The organism is Eisenibacter elegans DSM 3317 (assembly GCF_000430505.1).
GTDB lineage: Bacteria > Bacteroidota > Bacteroidia > Cytophagales > Microscillaceae > Eisenibacter > Eisenibacter elegans.
In genome coordinates, this window is record NZ_KE387153.1 from 484461 (window position 1) to 501695 (window position 17235).

General features: G+C 46.1%; 18 protein-coding genes. 4 read left to right on the top strand and 14 right to left on the bottom strand.

Annotated features, from left to right (window positions below; genetic code table 11):
* Positions 1-294: 294 nt before the first annotated feature.
* From G499_RS0115755 to omp85, 7 genes are all read right to left on the bottom strand, one after another.
* Entirely contained in the window at positions 295-1023 is a 729-nt protein-coding gene (locus G499_RS0115755) for an MgtC/SapB family protein (RefSeq protein WP_245576760.1), read from the bottom strand.
* Between the two features lie 239 nt (positions 1024-1262).
* The gene (locus tag G499_RS0115760; RefSeq protein ID WP_027000735.1) at positions 1263-1457 is read right to left on the bottom strand and encodes a hypothetical protein; all 195 of its coding nucleotides are present in this window, start codon (positions 1455-1457) and stop codon (positions 1263-1265) included.
* A 23-nt stretch (positions 1458-1480) separates the two neighbouring features.
* Positions 1481-2161 (bottom strand): response regulator transcription factor, encoded by a 681-nt coding sequence (locus tag G499_RS0115765; RefSeq protein ID WP_027000736.1) that lies wholly within the window; start codon positions 2159-2161, stop codon positions 1481-1483.
* 111 nt (positions 2162-2272) lie between these two features.
* Complete coding sequence (locus tag G499_RS0115770) at positions 2273-2854, bottom strand: hypothetical protein (RefSeq protein ID WP_154658498.1); 582 nt, start codon at positions 2852-2854, stop codon at positions 2273-2275.
* Positions 2855-3018: 164 nt separating this feature from the next.
* Complete coding sequence (gene porT, locus G499_RS0115775) at positions 3019-3867, bottom strand: type IX secretion/gliding motility protein PorT/SprT (RefSeq protein ID WP_081413842.1); 849 nt, start codon at positions 3865-3867, stop codon at positions 3019-3021.
* Positions 3816-4547, bottom strand: coding sequence for a bifunctional demethylmenaquinone methyltransferase/2-methoxy-6-polyprenyl-1,4-benzoquinol methylase UbiE (ubiE, locus tag G499_RS0115780; protein ID WP_035727748.1), 732 nt, complete (start codon positions 4545-4547; stop codon positions 3816-3818). Before ubiE ends, porT begins: the two co-directional genes overlap by 52 nt.
* A gap of 311 nt (positions 4548-4858) precedes the next feature.
* Positions 4859-6313 (bottom strand): Omp85 family outer membrane protein, encoded by a 1455-nt coding sequence (gene omp85, locus G499_RS0115785; RefSeq protein ID WP_027000740.1) that lies wholly within the window; start codon positions 6311-6313, stop codon positions 4859-4861.
* A 538-nt stretch (positions 6314-6851) separates the two neighbouring features.
* Here omp85 and G499_RS0115790 point away from each other — a divergent pair.
* From G499_RS0115790 to G499_RS22165, 4 genes are all read left to right on the top strand, one after another.
* Positions 6852-7439, top strand: coding sequence for a precorrin-2 dehydrogenase/sirohydrochlorin ferrochelatase family protein (locus tag G499_RS0115790; protein ID WP_027000741.1), 588 nt, complete (start codon positions 6852-6854; stop codon positions 7437-7439).
* 189 nt (positions 7440-7628) lie between these two features.
* Positions 7629-9821, top strand: a complete 2193-nt coding sequence (locus tag G499_RS0115795) for a glutamine synthetase III family protein (RefSeq protein ID WP_027000742.1) — start codon at positions 7629-7631, stop codon at positions 9819-9821.
* Between the two features lie 90 nt (positions 9822-9911).
* Complete coding sequence (locus G499_RS0115800) at positions 9912-10598, top strand: ABC transporter ATP-binding protein (RefSeq protein ID WP_027000743.1); 687 nt, start codon at positions 9912-9914, stop codon at positions 10596-10598.
* 274 nt (positions 10599-10872) lie between these two features.
* On the top strand, positions 10873-11187 hold the full coding sequence (locus tag G499_RS22165; protein WP_027000744.1) for a hypothetical protein: 315 nt from the start codon (positions 10873-10875) through the stop codon (positions 11185-11187).
* A 260-nt stretch (positions 11188-11447) separates the two neighbouring features.
* Here G499_RS22165 and G499_RS0115810 read toward each other — a convergent pair whose 3' ends face one another.
* The 7 genes from G499_RS0115810 to G499_RS22575 form a co-directional block, all read right to left on the bottom strand.
* The gene (locus G499_RS0115810; protein ID WP_027000745.1) at positions 11448-13391 is read right to left on the bottom strand and encodes a DUF294 nucleotidyltransferase-like domain-containing protein; all 1944 of its coding nucleotides are present in this window, start codon (positions 13389-13391) and stop codon (positions 11448-11450) included.
* Between the two features lie 62 nt (positions 13392-13453).
* Positions 13454-13918 carry an IS1 family transposase gene (locus G499_RS0115815; protein ID WP_081413843.1) on the bottom strand — a complete coding sequence of 155 codons (465 nt, stop codon included), beginning with the start codon at positions 13916-13918 and terminating at the stop codon, positions 13454-13456.
* Positions 13919-13959: 41 nt separating this feature from the next.
* Entirely contained in the window at positions 13960-14382 is a 423-nt protein-coding gene (locus G499_RS21585; RefSeq protein ID WP_081413844.1) for an IS1/IS1595 family N-terminal zinc-binding domain-containing protein, read from the bottom strand.
* 289 nt (positions 14383-14671) lie between these two features.
* Positions 14672-15112, bottom strand: coding sequence for an Hsp20/alpha crystallin family protein (locus G499_RS20385; protein WP_035727749.1), 441 nt, complete (start codon positions 15110-15112; stop codon positions 14672-14674).
* A gap of 92 nt (positions 15113-15204) precedes the next feature.
* Entirely contained in the window at positions 15205-15651 is a 447-nt protein-coding gene (locus G499_RS0115835) for an Hsp20/alpha crystallin family protein (protein ID WP_027000747.1), read from the bottom strand.
* A 617-nt stretch (positions 15652-16268) separates the two neighbouring features.
* Positions 16269-16736 carry a hypothetical protein gene (locus tag G499_RS0115840; protein ID WP_161627774.1) on the bottom strand — a complete coding sequence of 156 codons (468 nt, stop codon included), beginning with the start codon at positions 16734-16736 and terminating at the stop codon, positions 16269-16271.
* Positions 16737-16923: 187 nt separating this feature from the next.
* Positions 16924-17166, bottom strand: a complete 243-nt coding sequence (locus G499_RS22575) for an AbaSI family restriction endonuclease (protein WP_027000749.1) — start codon at positions 17164-17166, stop codon at positions 16924-16926.
* Between the last annotated feature and the right edge of the window lie 69 nt (positions 17167-17235).

Below are 17235 nucleotides of genomic sequence, written 5' to 3' on the forward strand. Positions count from 1 at the left end.
AAACTTGGGGATGGTTTTGCAGGAGTGGCGATTTTTTTGGGGCTTTCCCCGCGCAAGCGCGGGGTCGGGCTATCACCAGTAGCTTGCGCAGGTGTATATCAACTCACAGTATAATGCGTAATGTTAATGCCCACGGCATGCCTCTAGCCATTTTCAGAAAAGCGACCCTGCGGCTCCGGCGGCGGGGTAATATTGCGGCATGGGATTTCAAAAACACTCGGTGTTGTGTTTATAGACGCTATCCTAGCACGAAGCCGGAGCTTCGTGCTTGCGGTGCTCATTGCGGGTGTTTTATCATCCTTCGGAGTCTTGTTGGCCACTGACCTCCCAAGTAATACTCGTTACGCCATATTCGAGGGTCAGTTTGGCGGCTAGCTTTTCCATCGCCTGTTCGTTGTTCCCATCCGACATAATCTGCGCCTCTACATACACATAGGCCGGGGTGCTGTTGTCACTACTTTTGAGGGAACGGAGTTGTAAGCTTTTGTCTTTCTTGATATGTTTAAGCATCAGGGCGCGCAGATGATTTTCGACCTCTTCTTTGCAGCGCAGCTTGAAGGTATAATAATAGATGCCGGTATCTTCGGCCTGTTCTTGATTGAAATTCAGGCGGTTGATACGAATGCCTATGGGGCGAAGCCCTAGGTGCGCCAGCATAATGACGGCGGCGGTCAACACGGCTTGGGCAACCAGCCCTGCACCGGCCAGCGTCCCTACGGCTGCCGAACACCAGATAGTGGCGGCAGTATTGAGCCCCTGTACGTTCATCCCGGTTTTCATAATCACTCCGGCACCCAAAAAGCCGATACCCGTTACAATCTGCCCCGCCACACGAGAGGGGTCGCCGGCATTGTCGGTCAATGAAACCGATAACAAAATAAAGGCCGCAGCGCCTACTGAGACCAAGGTATTGGTACGCAACCCTGCGCTTTTTTGGCGGTATTGCCGCTCTAAACCTATCAACGCACCCAAGACAAATGCGATGGCTAGGCGAAGTGCAAAAATGCTGATTGGCATCATCATAGTGTTCCTCCTTTTCTTGAAATGGCCGCAACAGCCTCTTTTCAAGGAAGAGGAAGCGACGGCCTTATGTTAAACAAAATATATGTGCGACTGAATGCACCATAAAACATTGGTGGATGTTTGACAGGTGCAAAGGTATGATGAAAAAAATTAACAAACAATTAACATTAAGATAACATTGAGAAAATAAGTTACCTTACCAAAAACTAATCTCAAACCGGATACAGTCTCTTAGGTTGTTATCCAACAACGTGGATGACTTGGCGGTTGTTGCTACAAACCTTTTGCAGGGTAGCGACGGCAATGTCTGTTTCAAAAAAAGTCTGGGCACGGGTTTGGGAAGCACTATAGTTGAGCACTAGCGCAAAAGAGGCCAAAAGCAGCGTAACCAATAGACTGAATAGCAGGACCAAACGGGTGCGAATGGGCAACATACACCAAGGAATAGGAGGCGGGATTATGCTTCTTCTTTCAATACAAAGCCCATCCCCGCCTTGGTATGGATTAGTTTTTTATCAAATGGCTTGTCTATTTTTTTGCGCAAGTAATTGATATACACATCGATAAAATTGGTTCCGGTATCAAAATGTGTATCCCATACTTTTTCGGCTATTTCACTACGCGAAAGCACCCTGCCTGCGTTTTGAAGCATATAGGCTAGGAGCTTAAACTCCTTTGGGGTGAGGTCAATGGGTTGGCTGCCTCGGGCGACGCTCTTGGCATCAAGATTCATCTCTAGGTCGGCAAGCTGTAGGCGTGTGCTGCCCTGAGGTCTTGTACCAGCGCGCTTGAGCAAGACCCTGATACGGGCTAGGAGCTCGCGCATCTCAAAAGGTTTGACGAGGTAATCGTCTGCTCCGGCATCAAAGCCTTCTACCTTATCATCGGTTGTGCCCAAGGCGGTCAGCATCAGAATCGGGAGTTGTGGGAACAGCGCCCGCAGCGCCTTACACAGGCTGATGCCGTCTTGTTGAGGCAAAATAACATCTGTAATGACCAAATCAAACTCTTGGCTTTGTGCCAGCTTTTGCGCCGACAAGCCGTCGTAGGCTAGGGTCAATACAAAGCCTTCGGTTTCTAAGCCTCGCTGTATGAGCGAAGACACGCGCATATCATCTTCGACTAAGAGTATTTTCATCTTGGCAAAGATAGCACATTCGGCAGATTTTTGCCAATAGGACTGTACGAAATGCGTTTCCTATCGACCGAGTGCAGGGGCGCTTGGCAGCCTCTGCCAAGCGCTGTTGTTCTAGCGCATCCCTTGCTTGAGCACCTCTGCTACAAGGCTTTCGAGCAGTTCCTGAACATCCTCGGCACGAACTTCGTGGCTCTTGGGGTAGATGGTGAGTACGACAATAAAGCCCTCTCCACCAGTGAACTCTGCCGTCAGCACCGGCCCGAGCGGGTCATTACTCCGCGAGGGTTTGGGAACACGCATAGCTGCAAAATAGATGGGCTGATTGTCGATGTTGCGAACATATGCATCACGAAAATTGGGGGCTAAAATCAGCTCTTCTCGGAAGTAGTTGATGTTTTTAAGACGCGTACACGCAATACAACGTTGAGTATGGATAGTGAGGAAGTCTACCTGTGGGTGTTCTTTCTTAGGGGTGTAGCGTCGGGTGCTTTCGTTTTGGGTATAGGCCGAAAGTTCGGCATAGAGGTATCGCTCTTCGGGGCTGGCTTGGGTTTGGTTGTTGGAGCTTGTGTTGTTGTGATGCTTGCTCCCTTGGGTATCTGCACTACCTTTGGAATTTGCGTTACAGCTGCTCCCTATCAAAGCCATAAACAAGAGCAACACAGGGTATAGACGTAGAATTGATGAGGGCATATGGTTTTTGTTGAGGGTTGGGTTAGGAGGCTAGTATGTCCAACATTCCCCAAAAACAATGCCTATAAACTTTCTCATCGGCTATCGTCCAGACAAAAACAACAAAAAAGCCACCCCAAAAAATCTGGGGTGACTCATAGTCTAAAAAGCAGGCTTTGAGTTTGTTATTTGCCCTCAAAGTGAAATATCAAAGAGATATTGTGCGCATACAATCCGCGCAACGGAGTGCTATAACGGTTGTTGTCTTGGATGAGCATATTGGTAAGACCGTGGGAGAAGCGTAGCTCCGGCGAGAGTTTGAAGAATTGGTAGAAAAGGTCAAATCCAAAACCATATTCTACCGCTACATCAAAGCGGGCGGCGCGCAGCAAATCAGGAGCAGCTTCTTTGGAAGAGGACACTGCGAAAGCCGGCTTCAGCCCGGCAATCATATACATCCCCTTAGGGCTGGCCTTGCTTTGGCAATCGTCTTTTCCGGGGCGAATGAGCGACTTAAACTTAATCAATAGGGGCAGCTCTACCATCACTGTTTCGATACCTTGAGTAACTTGGGCTCCACTCAAGGAGTCGCCTCCGGGGAAGGTTGTCGGTCTGGGGGCAAAGCGATAGTCAATCTGGTGTTCGTAGAAAGTAGCACCCGGGGTGAGGCGCAAGTCCCAGTGTTCGTTGAGTTTCAAATTACCCACAAAGCCTAGGTTGAAGCCTAGGGCAAAGCGCGGGTTGGCGCTCAGGATGCCGTCATCGCTTATGTAAGCATCGCTATAATCTAAGCGCATACGGTGGTTGTTCAACCCTACATAAAAACCATAGCTAAAACGGCTTTCGCCCATAGGGCTGCGCGAGCCAGTGTTTTTACGGTAGTTGGTTGTGCCATATTTTTTCTTCTTGGGCACCATCATTTGCGCTTGTGCTTGGCTAGGCCATAGTGTGGCTATGAAGGCAACCAATACAAGGGCCAGACTTATTTTTTGGCCGTATAAATGGAGCAGATGCCGAAAGTGAGTGCTTTGCATGTGGATTCTTTGTATGATAATTGGTCTAAAATGGCCGTAAACCGCTTGCCATCCGGAAAGGCCCTTACCGACTCCGGTAGGTAGGTGTATGCCGAGCTGTCTTTAGAAACTAGGCGGCCTATGGTAGGCAGAATATAGTGAAAATAGAAGTTGTACAATTGTTTGAACGGAAACCAAGTAGGTTGCGAAAATTCCAACACGACCAACTGGCCGCCAGGCTTGAGTACGCGTTGTATGTCGAGCAGGCCTTGCTCTAGGTTTTCAAAATTACGTACACCAAATGCAACGATGACAGCGTCGAAATAATTATCTTGGAAGAGTAATTTTTCTGAATCGCCCAAGCGCAGTTCTATCTTGTCGGTCAGTTTGCGGCGCTCCAATTTTATCTGGCCGTAGGCCAACATTCCTTCCGAAATATCTACCCCGATTACTTTTTCGGGCTTGATGCGCAGGGCTTCAATGGCCAAATCGGCAGTCCCGGTAGCCACATCCAAAATAAGTTTTGGAGACGCGTCTTTCAGGGTTGCGATGGCTTTCTTGCGCCAATAGCGGTCGATGCCGAGGCTTAAAAATCGGTTTAAAAAATCGTATCGGTGTGAAATGTTGTTGAACATTTCGGCCACTTGTACTTTTTTGCTTTTATCTTGTTCTTTGTATGGAACTACAGGTTGTGAACTCATTCGACTGTTGATTTAAATGCAATTTTACACAAAACCCTGTGTTTCTCATAAATGTTGGCCAAGTTATTGGCTTTTGCTTCCAAATAATTGCGCTCTACACCGGGCTTGGGTAAAATAGGCCTGCCTAAGCGGTAGCCGTATCAATGCCCTCACAAGCATTGTACCAACTTGTACTTGATGCTTGATGAGGGTAATGGGTAACTCTTTGTCAAGGCACCTAAGGCAGGCCAAGGCTTAGAACTTGTCTAAAATTCTCTTCATCGACACCCAAACACTGCTTTTTGGGCCGCGTTGAAAATTTAGGCAAGCGCTTAGAAGATATGTCCAAATCCAAAAAAGAGCTGTCCTCCTTCACGACTACGGGCATAATCTAGGCGGACTACAGTAGATTGATTCCAGCCAATACGTGCTCCCATACCGGGCGCGCCACGCCATTGTGTAAAATCAATATCAGCAGGCCGATCCCATACACTGCCAAAATCGTAGAATGGCGTAACCCCTAGCGAAAAATGTTGTTTTAGGAACTTGAAGTCGTAGAATTTCAGTCGGGCTTCGAGATTGACCAAGGCCACTGTAGGTGCTAAGAAGCGCGCCTCCCGGAAGCCACGCACTGAACGTTCGCCGCCGAGTACCAATATGCCTCCGGCTTCAGCCTGGCTCGAAAGGTCCCACATCTCAATAAAGTTGATACGCTCCCCGAAGATATGCCCAAAGGCGGCCAATCCGGCCAAGGTCAAGCGGCTCTTGTTGTTGCGCCAGCGCGCTACTGTATGAATCATTTGGCCTTGGAACATAAATTTGTGGAAGTTGAACTGTGAGCCTAGCCAAGGAGCCGTGTACTCGTGTGAATACTCCAAGAATATCCCCTTGCTTGGGTCTGGCTCGAAGTCGCGGGTGTCATAGATAAATGCTGCCGCCAACATACTGGTAAATTGATAGTTTTCTTCAAAACCCGCTAGGTTAAATCGGTTCCACACCCCTGCTGCTTTTTGGAGGTCTACCAAGGTGGGATTGTGGGTAGCCTGTGCGACGGAGTTGCCATCGACATCCGTGAGGTCATCCTCGATAATTTGCCCCCCATACGACTCAAAAGCCGTAAACAATGCCTCATAGCCAAACATCGTGCGCATTTTACCTCCCATAAATGTTCGCTCCAGTAGCAAGTTGTAGAGCTGCTCCCGCTGAACCATATGGTTGAAATGGCGGTCAGTGGTAAAGCGTCCGTCGCCTAGAGGTGTGGCTACATCGAGATTGGCCTCATACTCATTTACATTGCTGAAAATACGGCGCTGCCCTGTGGCCTTGTCCGTAAACTGTAGGGGTTGTAACGAACTACGACCAATGCCCCAATATTGCGCCTCAGGGTCTTCCCATAGTACTGCATCAGCCCGCATGCGCCACTTGGTATTGAAGATATAGGGCGCATCATAATTGAGCGCATAACGCACACGGCCATTTTGGAAAATAAAAAACTCGGCGCTCACCCTATGACGATAAGGCGTGTATTCAAAGAACGGATCGTTTTTGTCTTTGTTGATTAGCAGAAAAACATTGCCTCCTATCCCAAAACCCCGAATGGGGTCAAACTGAAAACGCGGCACCCCGGTGATAAAAGTCCCTTCTTTCTTGTCTTCTATCTCAAACTCGGACATCCGCTTCGAGGGATCAATGAAAAAAGGCAAGTCTTGTTGTAAGCGGCCTTCTTGTGCCTGAGCTACTCCGAAGCATAGGAGCCACACGAGTAGCGTGTACTTTAACTTTTGCATGACGTAGTACTTGTTTGTTGGCTCTTCCGTAATTTAGGGGACGTTAAAACCGTCAAAAACCGCTCTATCACTAGGGGTTTGTGCCAATATTTCGGAAGAACCTGTTTGTTGATGAGTATGGGTACGATAATGTATCATTCGAATTGTATTCGAATCTTGTTATTATGTTAACACTACAAAGATATGGAGGCTTGGCACAGCAAGGCATTAGTAGACTTTTAGAAAAAAATTAGAATTTCATTATAAAAAACTAAACCTCTGATAAACAGTACTTTAGCTTGTATACCATCTATCATAAAATGCTTAGTCTATTAGGTCTATGCTCTAAGAGCAGGGTCAGGGGAAAATTTTGTTGTTTAAAATCTCTGTACATTTGTATTCAGGAGTAGTCTATTACTTCAGTCAAACGAAGAATAGAATTTATCCGAGGATGCGGCTAGTCTTTAGCAAATTTGTCCAAAAATAAGTCTTTCTTCGTTTCTGAAAATAATTTACAGGATACCCCATTTCGGTATCTACTGATTAGCCAATATGCCCAATGAATGAGTTATTCCCTGTTTTTTTGAAGCTATCCCAGCTCCAAACCCTGCTGGTAGGTGGGGGTAATGTGGGGCTGGAGAAGCTCAGCGCCCTCTTGCGCAACAGTCCGGAGGCGCAGGTAACCCTAGTGGCTCCGATGATTCTGGACGAAGTCCGCAGCCTCGCCTCTGAGCACCCCACCGTTACCCTCCACCAACGCCCCTACCAAGCCTCCGACTTAGAGGGCAAGCAGTTGGTCATCCTTGCTACGGACAATCCCTCCCTACACCAAGAGATTGTACAAACTACCCGCCAGCGCGGCATCTTGACCAATGTAGCCGATACCCCCGACCTTTGCGACCTTTACCTAGGCTCGGTCGTACAGAAGGGAGACCTCAAGGTAGCCATCTCTACCAATGGCAAATCTCCTACCTTAGCCAAACGCCTGCGCGAATATTGGGAAGCCAATATCCCTGATAATGTACAGGAACTGCTCGACAACCTACAAGCCTACCGCAATACCCTCAAAGGAGATTTTGCCCAAAAAGTAAGCGCACTCAACGAATTGACCAAGAATTTTACCGCTCCACAAAAGCCAGAAGATTAGCACCCCATTGGCAGTTGTATTATCCAAAGATTATTTGGTTTTGTACATTTGGAGCATCCATTTGTATTTGAGGTGTTATTTCTCAAAAAATAGCTGACTTTTTTGGAGTTGGCTATTTTTTTAGGGTATATTTGTTTCAAATTACGACTTATTCTCATCAAACTCCCTATTTTTAACCCCTCTGCTCTTATGACAACACTCCGATTTAGCGCAGTACAAATTGCACAAAACCGACAAAAAATAGAGGTCATTAGACCTTCCGACAAAGTTTCCGACTATTTTGGTGTCAATGTCTTCGGCAAAGAAGCGATGCGTACACACCTCAGCGCCGATATGTTTAAGAAAGCTAGCGAAGCAATCGAAAACGGCGCCATCATCAGCCCCGAAGTAGCCGATGCTGTAGCCTCTGCGATGCGTACTTGGGCGATGAGCAAAGGTGCTACACACTACACCCACTGGTTTCAGCCGCTCACTGGAGCACCCGCCGAGAAGCACGATGCCTTCTTTGATATTGAGAGCAATGGGGAGGTGATTGAGAAATTCTCCGGTAAGTCATTGGTACGCCAAGAGCCTGATGCTTCTTCTTTCCCTAGTGGCGGCTTGCGTGCTACTTTCGAGGCGCGTGGCTATACGGCTTGGGACCCCAGCTCTCCGGCCTTTTTGATGGTCATCGAAGACAGCATCACGCTCTGTATCCCTACCGTGTTTGTGTCTTATACTGGTGAATCATTGGACTACAAAACACCGCTACTCAAGTCTTTGGCTGCAATCGATAAGGCTGCCACGGCTGTTTGCGAGTTGTTTGACCGCGATGTTACCCGTGTATCAGCAACCCTAGGGCCTGAGCAAGAGTACTTCCTCATCGACAAGGCGCTCTACCTTGCCCGCCCTGACTTGGTAATGGCCGGACGTACGGTGTTTGGCCACGCTCCTGCCAAAGGCCAGCAGCTCGAAGACCATTACTTCGGCTCTATCCCTTCGCGTGTGCGTAACTTTATGATTGATTTTGAGACCGAAGCCGTCAAGCTCGGTATTCCTATCCGTACCCGCCACAACGAAGTAGCGCCTAGCCAGTTTGAGTGTGCCCCTACCTTTGAAGAGGCCAACCTCGCCGTAGACCACAACAGCCTCTTGATGGATGTAATGGAAAAGGTAGCCGAACGCCACAACTTCAAGGTGCTCTTCCACGAAAAGCCTTTTGCCGGCCTAAACGGCACAGGCAAGCACAACAACTGGTCTTTGGTAACCAATACAGGCAAAAACCTCTTGGGGCCCAGCAGCAAGGCCAAAGAAAACTTGCAATTCTTGACCTTTTTTGTCAATACCATCAAAGCGGTACACCAACACGCGCCGCTCTTGCGTGCTGCTATTGCCTCTGCCGGCAACGACTACCGCCTCGGCGCTAACGAAGCACCTCCGGCGATTATCTCGGTATTCATCGGCCAAGAGCTGAGCGCAGTCCTCAAAGAGCTAGAAGAAAACGCCAATGTAAAAGTAGAAAAAGGCGATAACCTGTATATGAAGCTCGGCATCGACAAGATTCCCCCTATCTTGCTCGACAACACCGACCGCAACCGTACCTCTCCGTTTGCCTTTACGGGCAACAAGTTTGAGTTCCGTGCTGTGGGTGGCTCGGCCAACTGTGCCTCTCCGATGACGGTGCTCAACTTGATTGTAGCCGAACAGCTGACGCTCTTCAAGCAGGATGTAGAAGCAGAGATGACCAAGGTAGACAAGCGTGAGGTAGCTATTGTCAATGTATTGCGCCGCTATATCAAGGAGTCTAAAAGTATCATATTCGAAGGGGATAACTACTCCGACGAGTGGGTAGCCGAAGCCGAAAAACGTGGCTTGCCCAATATCAAGTCTACACCGATTTCCCTCAAGGCCCTAATCAGTACAGAGGCGATAGACTTGTTTGAGCGCCATCATATTATGACTCACGCCGAGGCCGAAGCCCGCTACGAGGTATTGCTCGAAAGCTATATCAAGAAAGTGCAGATTGAGTCGCGGGTGATGGGCGATCTGGCCTCCAACCATATCATCCCTGTGGCGATTGCCTACCAAAACAAGCTCATCGAAAACCTCAAAGGCTTGAAAGAACTAGGCATCGAAACAGACAGCACCGCCACCGTCAAAGAGGCAATCATCCAAATCTCGAAGCACATCAGCGCCATCCAAAAAGGAGTACACGAGATGACCGAAGCCCGCAAAGCTGCCAATAACCTCGGCAGCACTGCCGAAATGGCCCTGGCCTACGAGCAAAAAGTTAAGGATGCTTTCTTTGAAGAGATTCGCTACCACGTAGACAAACTCGAACTTTTGGTAGATGACCAAGACTGGCCGCTCGCCAAATACCGCGAAATCTTGATGATTCGATAAGCGCATAGCACTATTGTGATTACAAAAACCCGTCAGGCACTCGTTTGGCGGGTTTTTTTGTATCTTCGCCACACGATAAATGCCCCCCGTATGTCCTATCTCATCCAACTTAGCGAAGTAAGCAAGATTTTCAACGCCCAACAGCCCAATGAGGTGCGTGCCGTGCAGGAAGTGTCGTTACAACTTTCGGCGGGTGTTTGTGCGGTATTACAGGGAGCTTCAGGTTCGGGTAAAACCACTCTGCTGACCTTGATAGGCTGCCTAAGCAAGCCCAGCTTGGGGCGCTATCAGTGTATGGGGGAGGAGGTTTCGCGCTGGTCGGAGAAGTTTCTGACCCAATTTCGCCGCCGCCATATCGGGATGATTTTCCAACACTTCAACCTCGTACAGGGGATGGATGTGCAGACCAATATTGCCTTGCCGCTTTTGCCCAACCGCCCCTCTCTCAAAGAACTCCGCCGGCAAGTACAGCAAGCTGCCGAACAGGCCAACATCGCCCACAAGTTGGCGGCAGAAGTCAGCCGTCTATCGGGTGGGGAGATGCAACGTGTGGCCATTGCCCGCGCCTTGGTCAACAGTCCCAGCTTGCTCATTGCCGATGAGCCTACCGCCCACCTCGATCAAGCCAACGCTCAAGCCATTTTGACACTTTTTGCAGCCCTCAAGGCGCAGGGCAAGACCATCCTCCTCACAACACACGACCCCGCCGTAGTCCGACATCCGTTGGTAGACCAAGTCCTGACAATGCGCGACGGACGCTTGATAGACGGGGTTTGAGGGCGCTAACAGCAAGCACTCCCCTACTGCCAGCCCGTTGCTCGCTACTTCAATGGTATAAATCAGATGGGGTTTGATTCCATCGGTGTGCTCAGAGGCTTCAACTTGTCTCGGAGCTGGAACTCCGAGTTACTTTTCCAAAATATGTAGCGGTTTGAAGACAGTTGCAGATAACCTATAGGCCAACATTCTATCACAATTCCATAACTTTATTCCCCCAAAACAACCTTTTCTTTTTAGCGATATTTGTACAGTAATATGTCTAACCTGTACTATGCGTTGGTCTGTTTATTTATGTTTCACCATATGGTTTTGCCAGCTGCATATAGGCTACAGCCAAGCCGTGGAAGCACCCATTGTGGATGATTTGCCCTACAACCCACATTGGAATTTGAGTACAGAGGCTGCTCAACAGCTCCGCCACAATCCCAGCAGCCAAGTACGCTTGCGTATGTTGTTGGATTTGGCGGGTTATTATTTGAGACACAACCCTGATACTGCTTGGACTTATGCACAAGAAGCGCATTATTTGGTGTTGGCAAGCAAAAAAACAAGGCCGAGCCATATAACAAGCATCCTAAGAAGGTGAGAAGTGTTGTTTTTCATAAAAAGTGATGGTTCACATTTGGGTTGGTTTGACGAGCCAAAAGTCTGTCAAATAAACACAGAAGCCTATTTATTAGGATAGATAAAAAGGCAATAACCACAGAAAGGGGGCTTATAAAACAGCAATCTTAATATTGCCAAAACACCTTATACACATTGACTTAATACAAACAACAAACCATAAAAAATACAAACTAAACCTTGGTGAGTTGTGAGTTCGTAAATCGTAAATCCCATTTACCTCTATCCAAAATATGCGAGCCGGTAGCGGCTTTCGAGCGTTTGTTGGAGTTTTTCGATGGTTTTGAAAATATTGCGTAGCGTTTGGCGTTCGAGTTTGTTGAGATTTTCGGGATGGATATACCGCCCACTATCTTGGTGGGCGAAGCCGTGCCGTGCACGCATCCGCATCAAGATTTCGTAGGCCATCGCAGAGGCTTCGGCCAAATCTTTCAGCGCCGGAACATGTGTGGCTATCCACAAAAACCGATCTTGGGTACTGCCATAGCCGGGCAGGCGCTGGTCGTAGGTCAGTACTCTGGCTGCATCGGTGAGGGGCATCATTGCCCGTGCTTTGATATCGAAAGCATCTTTGTGATCGCCCCCTTTTTCGACAATAAAGTTGCGGAAGAAGCTCAGTGGCGGTGGATTTTGGAGGGCATTTTTGGCCAAAAAATTCAGGAAGACCTCCTGTTTATCCAGCAGGGCAAAGATATATTGCTTGAGTTGGTCGGCCAAGGCCTCCTCTCCGGCAATAGGCCGGAAGTCGAAGAAAATGGTTGTCTGCATCACTGCTGCCGGTGAAGGACTGAGCACCCATTGGCTGAAGTATTGTTGCCACTGACTGACGGAGGCACACCATTTGGGGTTGCTAGCCATCATATCGGCACGGCAGCGCTCGAAGCCACAGGCTTCTAAGATGGCTACTATCCGCTGCCCCAAGGCCAAAAAACGCTGGTGGACTGCCTCGGCTTCCTCCGGTGGTGGGTCTTGGTAAATGAGAGCGCTGTCTTGGTCGGTGCGTAGGAGTTGCTCTTTGCGCCCTTCGCTGCCTAAGGCCAAAAAGCAAAAATCGAGCTGGGGCAAGGGCAGCCCTTGGGCTTGCATTTCGGTTTGGGCAATGCGTATGGCTTGTTGGATAAGCACATCATTGATTTCGGTAATCACCTGAGAGACAAAGCCCATTGGCAGGTCTTGGTATACATATCCTTCGACTAACTCGGCGGCCTTGTCGCGCAGGGCGGCTAAGGCCGCCACTTCTTGGGTTTGTAACATTTCTTTGACCAACAAGGCGGGACTGCTGCCTTGGGCAGTCAATACATCGCGTTGTGAGATAATGCCCAAGGCAGCGGTCTGCGGTGTACCGTCTGTGGTAACGCAAAGATGGGTGATTTTGTAACGCATCATCGCTTGGGTCAGCTCTGCGGTGCTAAGCTGGGGTTTGACAGTACGCACGGGGCTGCTCATTACCGTGCTGACGGCGGCGGTCTTGATAGCTTGGGGATTGGCCACTACCTTGCGCCTCAGGTCTGAGTCGGTCAGGATACCCAAGGGCAGCCCTTGGTCATCGGTGATGAGGATAGAGCCTACATTGTGGTGGCTCATCAGGGCGGCAGCGGCTTGGATGCTGGTTTGGGGAGCGCAGGTAACGGGTGTACGGCGTAGCGCAACTTGGATGGTTTCGACAGGGTTGAACTGCCGCTGAAATCGGGTTTTGCTTTGCCAAGCCCGCTGGGCTTTGTGGGTTTCGGCAAAGGCCTCAGGCTTGAACACTGACACTCCCGACGCAAACCCTGCTGCCATATACAAGGCCACCTCCGGGTGTTGTTGGATAATGGCCCGAAACCCTTCATTGGGCACCAAGCACAGGAGCGAGTCTTCGTCGGCAAGGGCATCGGCTAGGTAGTCGTCGGCACCGATGACGGCACGAATGCCAAATACATCGCCCTCATCGCAGATGTCGAGCAGGCGGCTTTGGTCTTGTAAGAGGCGTATACTCCCCTTTTTGACCACAAAAAAATGGGGCAGGGGCCGTTGTCCTTGGGCAAACAAACGTTCGCCTTCGGGAACAAACTGCAACTTGACCTGTGCTGATAGTTGACGCAGCGCTTCTGCTCCCAACTGGTCGAAGGGGGGGTAATGCTGCAAAAAATCACTCATTTCTTGAACCATTCCGGGTGCTGCCATAGGTTTAAGGAGCTAGATTTATATTAACTTATGCCAATACCGTCGTGTCTTTTATGGTGACCCTACAAATATAATGTTTTTCTAAGGAGGTTATAATGGCAAGTGAAGTACTTGATAGCCCCGATATGATTGTCTAATTTCTTAGAAAAAGACAATGTTTCACGCACCAAACGGCTGCATCTTTGCCTAAGCGTATTGTTAAATCTTTCTATATGATTGGTATAGCCTTTTTCTTTGCCTGCGGCGATATGTTTTTCTTGCTCTAAAATATGATAGCCCTTCCAAAAATCTGTAAAGAAAGTGGCATTGGTCTTGAAAATAGCAGGTATTTTGTCAAATAAAGCCCGGGCATCTTCTTGCCCTCGTCCACCTACGTGAAAGGCTATAATTTGTCGATTAGCTGTATTCATTACCAACCAAATCCATTGTTTGTTCTCTTTCTTGGCCACAAAGCTCCACATCTCATCTGCCTCAAAGCGATACAACTCATACAAAACGCCTTCTTTTTTTTCGTACAGGTTTTTCATCAAAATATCATTGATTTCTTTGAAACTCTCAAAATCATCACTTAAATCTTGTTCAAATGCCTCAATATCTTCCCATGAACCTGCAGGCTCAAGCGGTGCAGCGTTTTTTTTAAAGCCCCGATTTCATAGATATATTTATCAAATTTATCTTCCAAATGAGCCTCCATAGCGGCTTGGTCTGGCAAATCAGCACACAAATCCTCAGGGCAAGAAGCATATAACTCACTGATGTAACTTTGAAGCCAAAGCTCGGAGACTTCCACCGCACGAGCAATGCCTGCTAAAGATATTCTCTCTAATAAAAGCTTGTTTATCAAGGCTTTTTCTTTTTCTGAAATCAATTTATGGGTCGGATGAAGCACAAATTGGCGACCACAATCTTTACACAAATGGTTTTGTTTTCCATTGTGGATATGCCCATTGCGTTTCACATTTTGGCTTTGGCAAGAAGGACAAGTAATCATAGGAAAATGCAATTTATCAAAGTATGAGTTTTTTTGTAAATTTACACAAATTTTCCTAAAAGCATTACTTGTTATACACTACCGTTTTTTTCAACACAAATTTAAGTACTTTGAAGTACTTCCCCAATTTTTATGAACAAGCCCTGTTACTTGATATTAAGGTAGAATCAGTATTATTTTTGTTTTTATCTTTTTTTTAATTTTTTTCCATTGCAGCCCGAAAAGATTAATGAAAAAGCAAGGAACATTGTTATCCATTTAGTTTTCATAATCTTACAGTTTTTAAGGGTTATTGAATAGCAATCTGTTTTTTGTTTTCGATGTAGTCTTTTTTCTTTGCCACTTTAATCGAAAGAACACCGTTTTTCATTTCAGCCTGAACCTTATCCTGGTCGGCGCTTTCGGGCAATTGAAACATTCGTTGGAACGAAGCATAGCCGTATTCGCGACGCATCCAGTTTTTGTTTTTTTCTTCTTTTTCGTATTTCTTTTCAGATGAAATAATCAAACAATCGTTTTGTATTTCGATTTTTACGTCTTTCTTATCAAGTCCGGGCAAAGCCACACTTACTTCAAAAGCCTTGTTTTCGTCTGCTATATTAACCGATGGAATTGTTGCAATTTCTTCGTTATGAGATATGTCATCGGTTATTTTTTTACCGAACATTTTTTCCACAACATTTGGAAATTTCGGTTTTATATCTGAAATATTCCACTTGAACAGTTTCATAACTTAAATTATTTATGGTTAAACATTTGGGTAAATTTTAAGAATACATCTGGGGGTAACAGCCCCACAGATGCATCTTAAAAATTATTCTATTATGAAATTGAAATTTGTTTTACGGGTTTTGGTTTTGCTTCTTCTTTTTTAGGAATTGCTAAACTCAAAACACCGTTTTCGTATTTTGCAGAAATTTTTTCTGCGTCAATAGTTTTCGGCAAAGTAAACGAACGGCTAAACGATTGATAACTGTACTCACGTCGAGTATAGGTTTCACCCTCTTTAGTTTCGTTTTCATTTTTCTTTTCAGAGGAAATGGTCAGCAAATCGTTGTTGAGTTCGACTTTAAAATCCTCTTTAACCATTCCGGGTGCAGCCATCTCAACTAGGAAAGCATCGGCATTTTCTTTAATGTTTACTGCCGGTAAAGTTGTGTTTGTGTCTGAATAATGGCGTTGTGACCAATCAGACAAATCGTTGTTGAAAAACTCGTTTACGAAGTTCGCCCAAGCAGGCAAATAATCGCTTCTTCTTAAGAGTGCCATAATTACTTCCTTTTTTATTGGTTAAACAATTAAAATTTAATTTTTAAAATCGACTTACAATTTTAATGCCAATGGATTTGTAAAAGGCATATTTTTAGAAAACATATTGACAAACAGGGCATTACATGCTATGTTATAATTTCTCGTGTTGGCAGAGAAAAAATAGCATTCAGTGTCATTATGACGATTTTTTGTTCTATCTTTATGAAATACAGCATTTTATAGCCTGTCAATATGGCATCGACTAATAGTTTTATGTCTTACTTGTTATCGCATGAAAAAACATAACATATATAATTACAATTAAAATTGGTTCTATCGGTTGTTTTGCATGACCGCCAACATGAAATAACCGCAACCTCCCTTTTTATTCCAACAAAACTTGCGTTTATTTCTGCTTTGTGTGTGCCTTCTTAAGGAATAGCTCAAAGATGTTGCTTAAGCAATACTACACATCTTTTTTCAAATATCCAAGCCATCTAATGGACTTTTTATTTGCTCAAAGCCTTTGGTGGTGATGTGCGTATATGCGCTCATATCTTCAAGCTTTCAAGGCACGTGCCAAGCTTTGGACTTAATTTAATGGTTTTGAACCGCTGTTATAGGGCGTTTTTCTTTCAGTCGTCATTTAGTCCAATGTTAAGTGTATTGCTAATTCGTTTCCAAACAGTCCCGGTTGCAGGGTTGCTTTTTAAATTGTCGTAAGCATAAACTCCTTTAAATCTGTAACTGGTCAGTCCTAAAATATCCTTGTAGTGAAAGAATACAATTCGCATTTCTTGAGAGTTTAAATAGTCATTAAAGTGTTTTGTTCTCTTTGCGTTGTCAGAATGTGTTTCGGTTATTTCTCTGTCGTCCGCACTTAATTTGTTAAGCCAACCTTGTCTTGCTTTTTCTGATGGCCACCAAAGTAAGTATTTATTGTTTTTAGGGTGGGGAAGTCCGCCAAGTCGCAAATAGCCCCGTTTTGTTTTATTAAAGTCTGCTTCAAAAAGTTTGCAGATGTCTTCAATACTGCTAAATGAAATGTCGTCAACTTCGGTGATGGTTGATTTAACTTTCCAAAATTCTGGATTTCTTTCTATGTCAGGTTACCAAGGTTTAAATGCACCATTTGTCTTTTGCTCTAAAAGGGAAACGTTGATGATTTGAACAATGTCGTCAACTTGTTTGTGTATTTGAGAAAGGTCTTGTCGGCAGTCAATTACATAAAGTTTGTGTCTAGTGTTTTTTTCAACTTGTTGTTTGCGTTGCTCGTCTGCTTGTATTCTGTCAGGAGAAGTGTGGAGAAGTGTAATGTGCTGGTTCGTTTACTTCAATATGTATTTTAAATTGTAGCAAGTAAACGTCCGTCAGAGCATATTTGTCTGTATGCCTGTTTACATACTGTTGAGGAACAAATTTTATTTCGTCATTGTCTAGTCTATGCCATAGTCTTGTCAAGCAGTAATTCTCAATTGCCTTACTACTTGTCTTTTGGAAAAGTCTTGTTATGTATTCAACTTTATAATTCATACTCAATCTGTCTCGGATTTGTGGTCGTCCAAAATGGCATATAACGTCAGTCTGTCCAAAAACCAACTT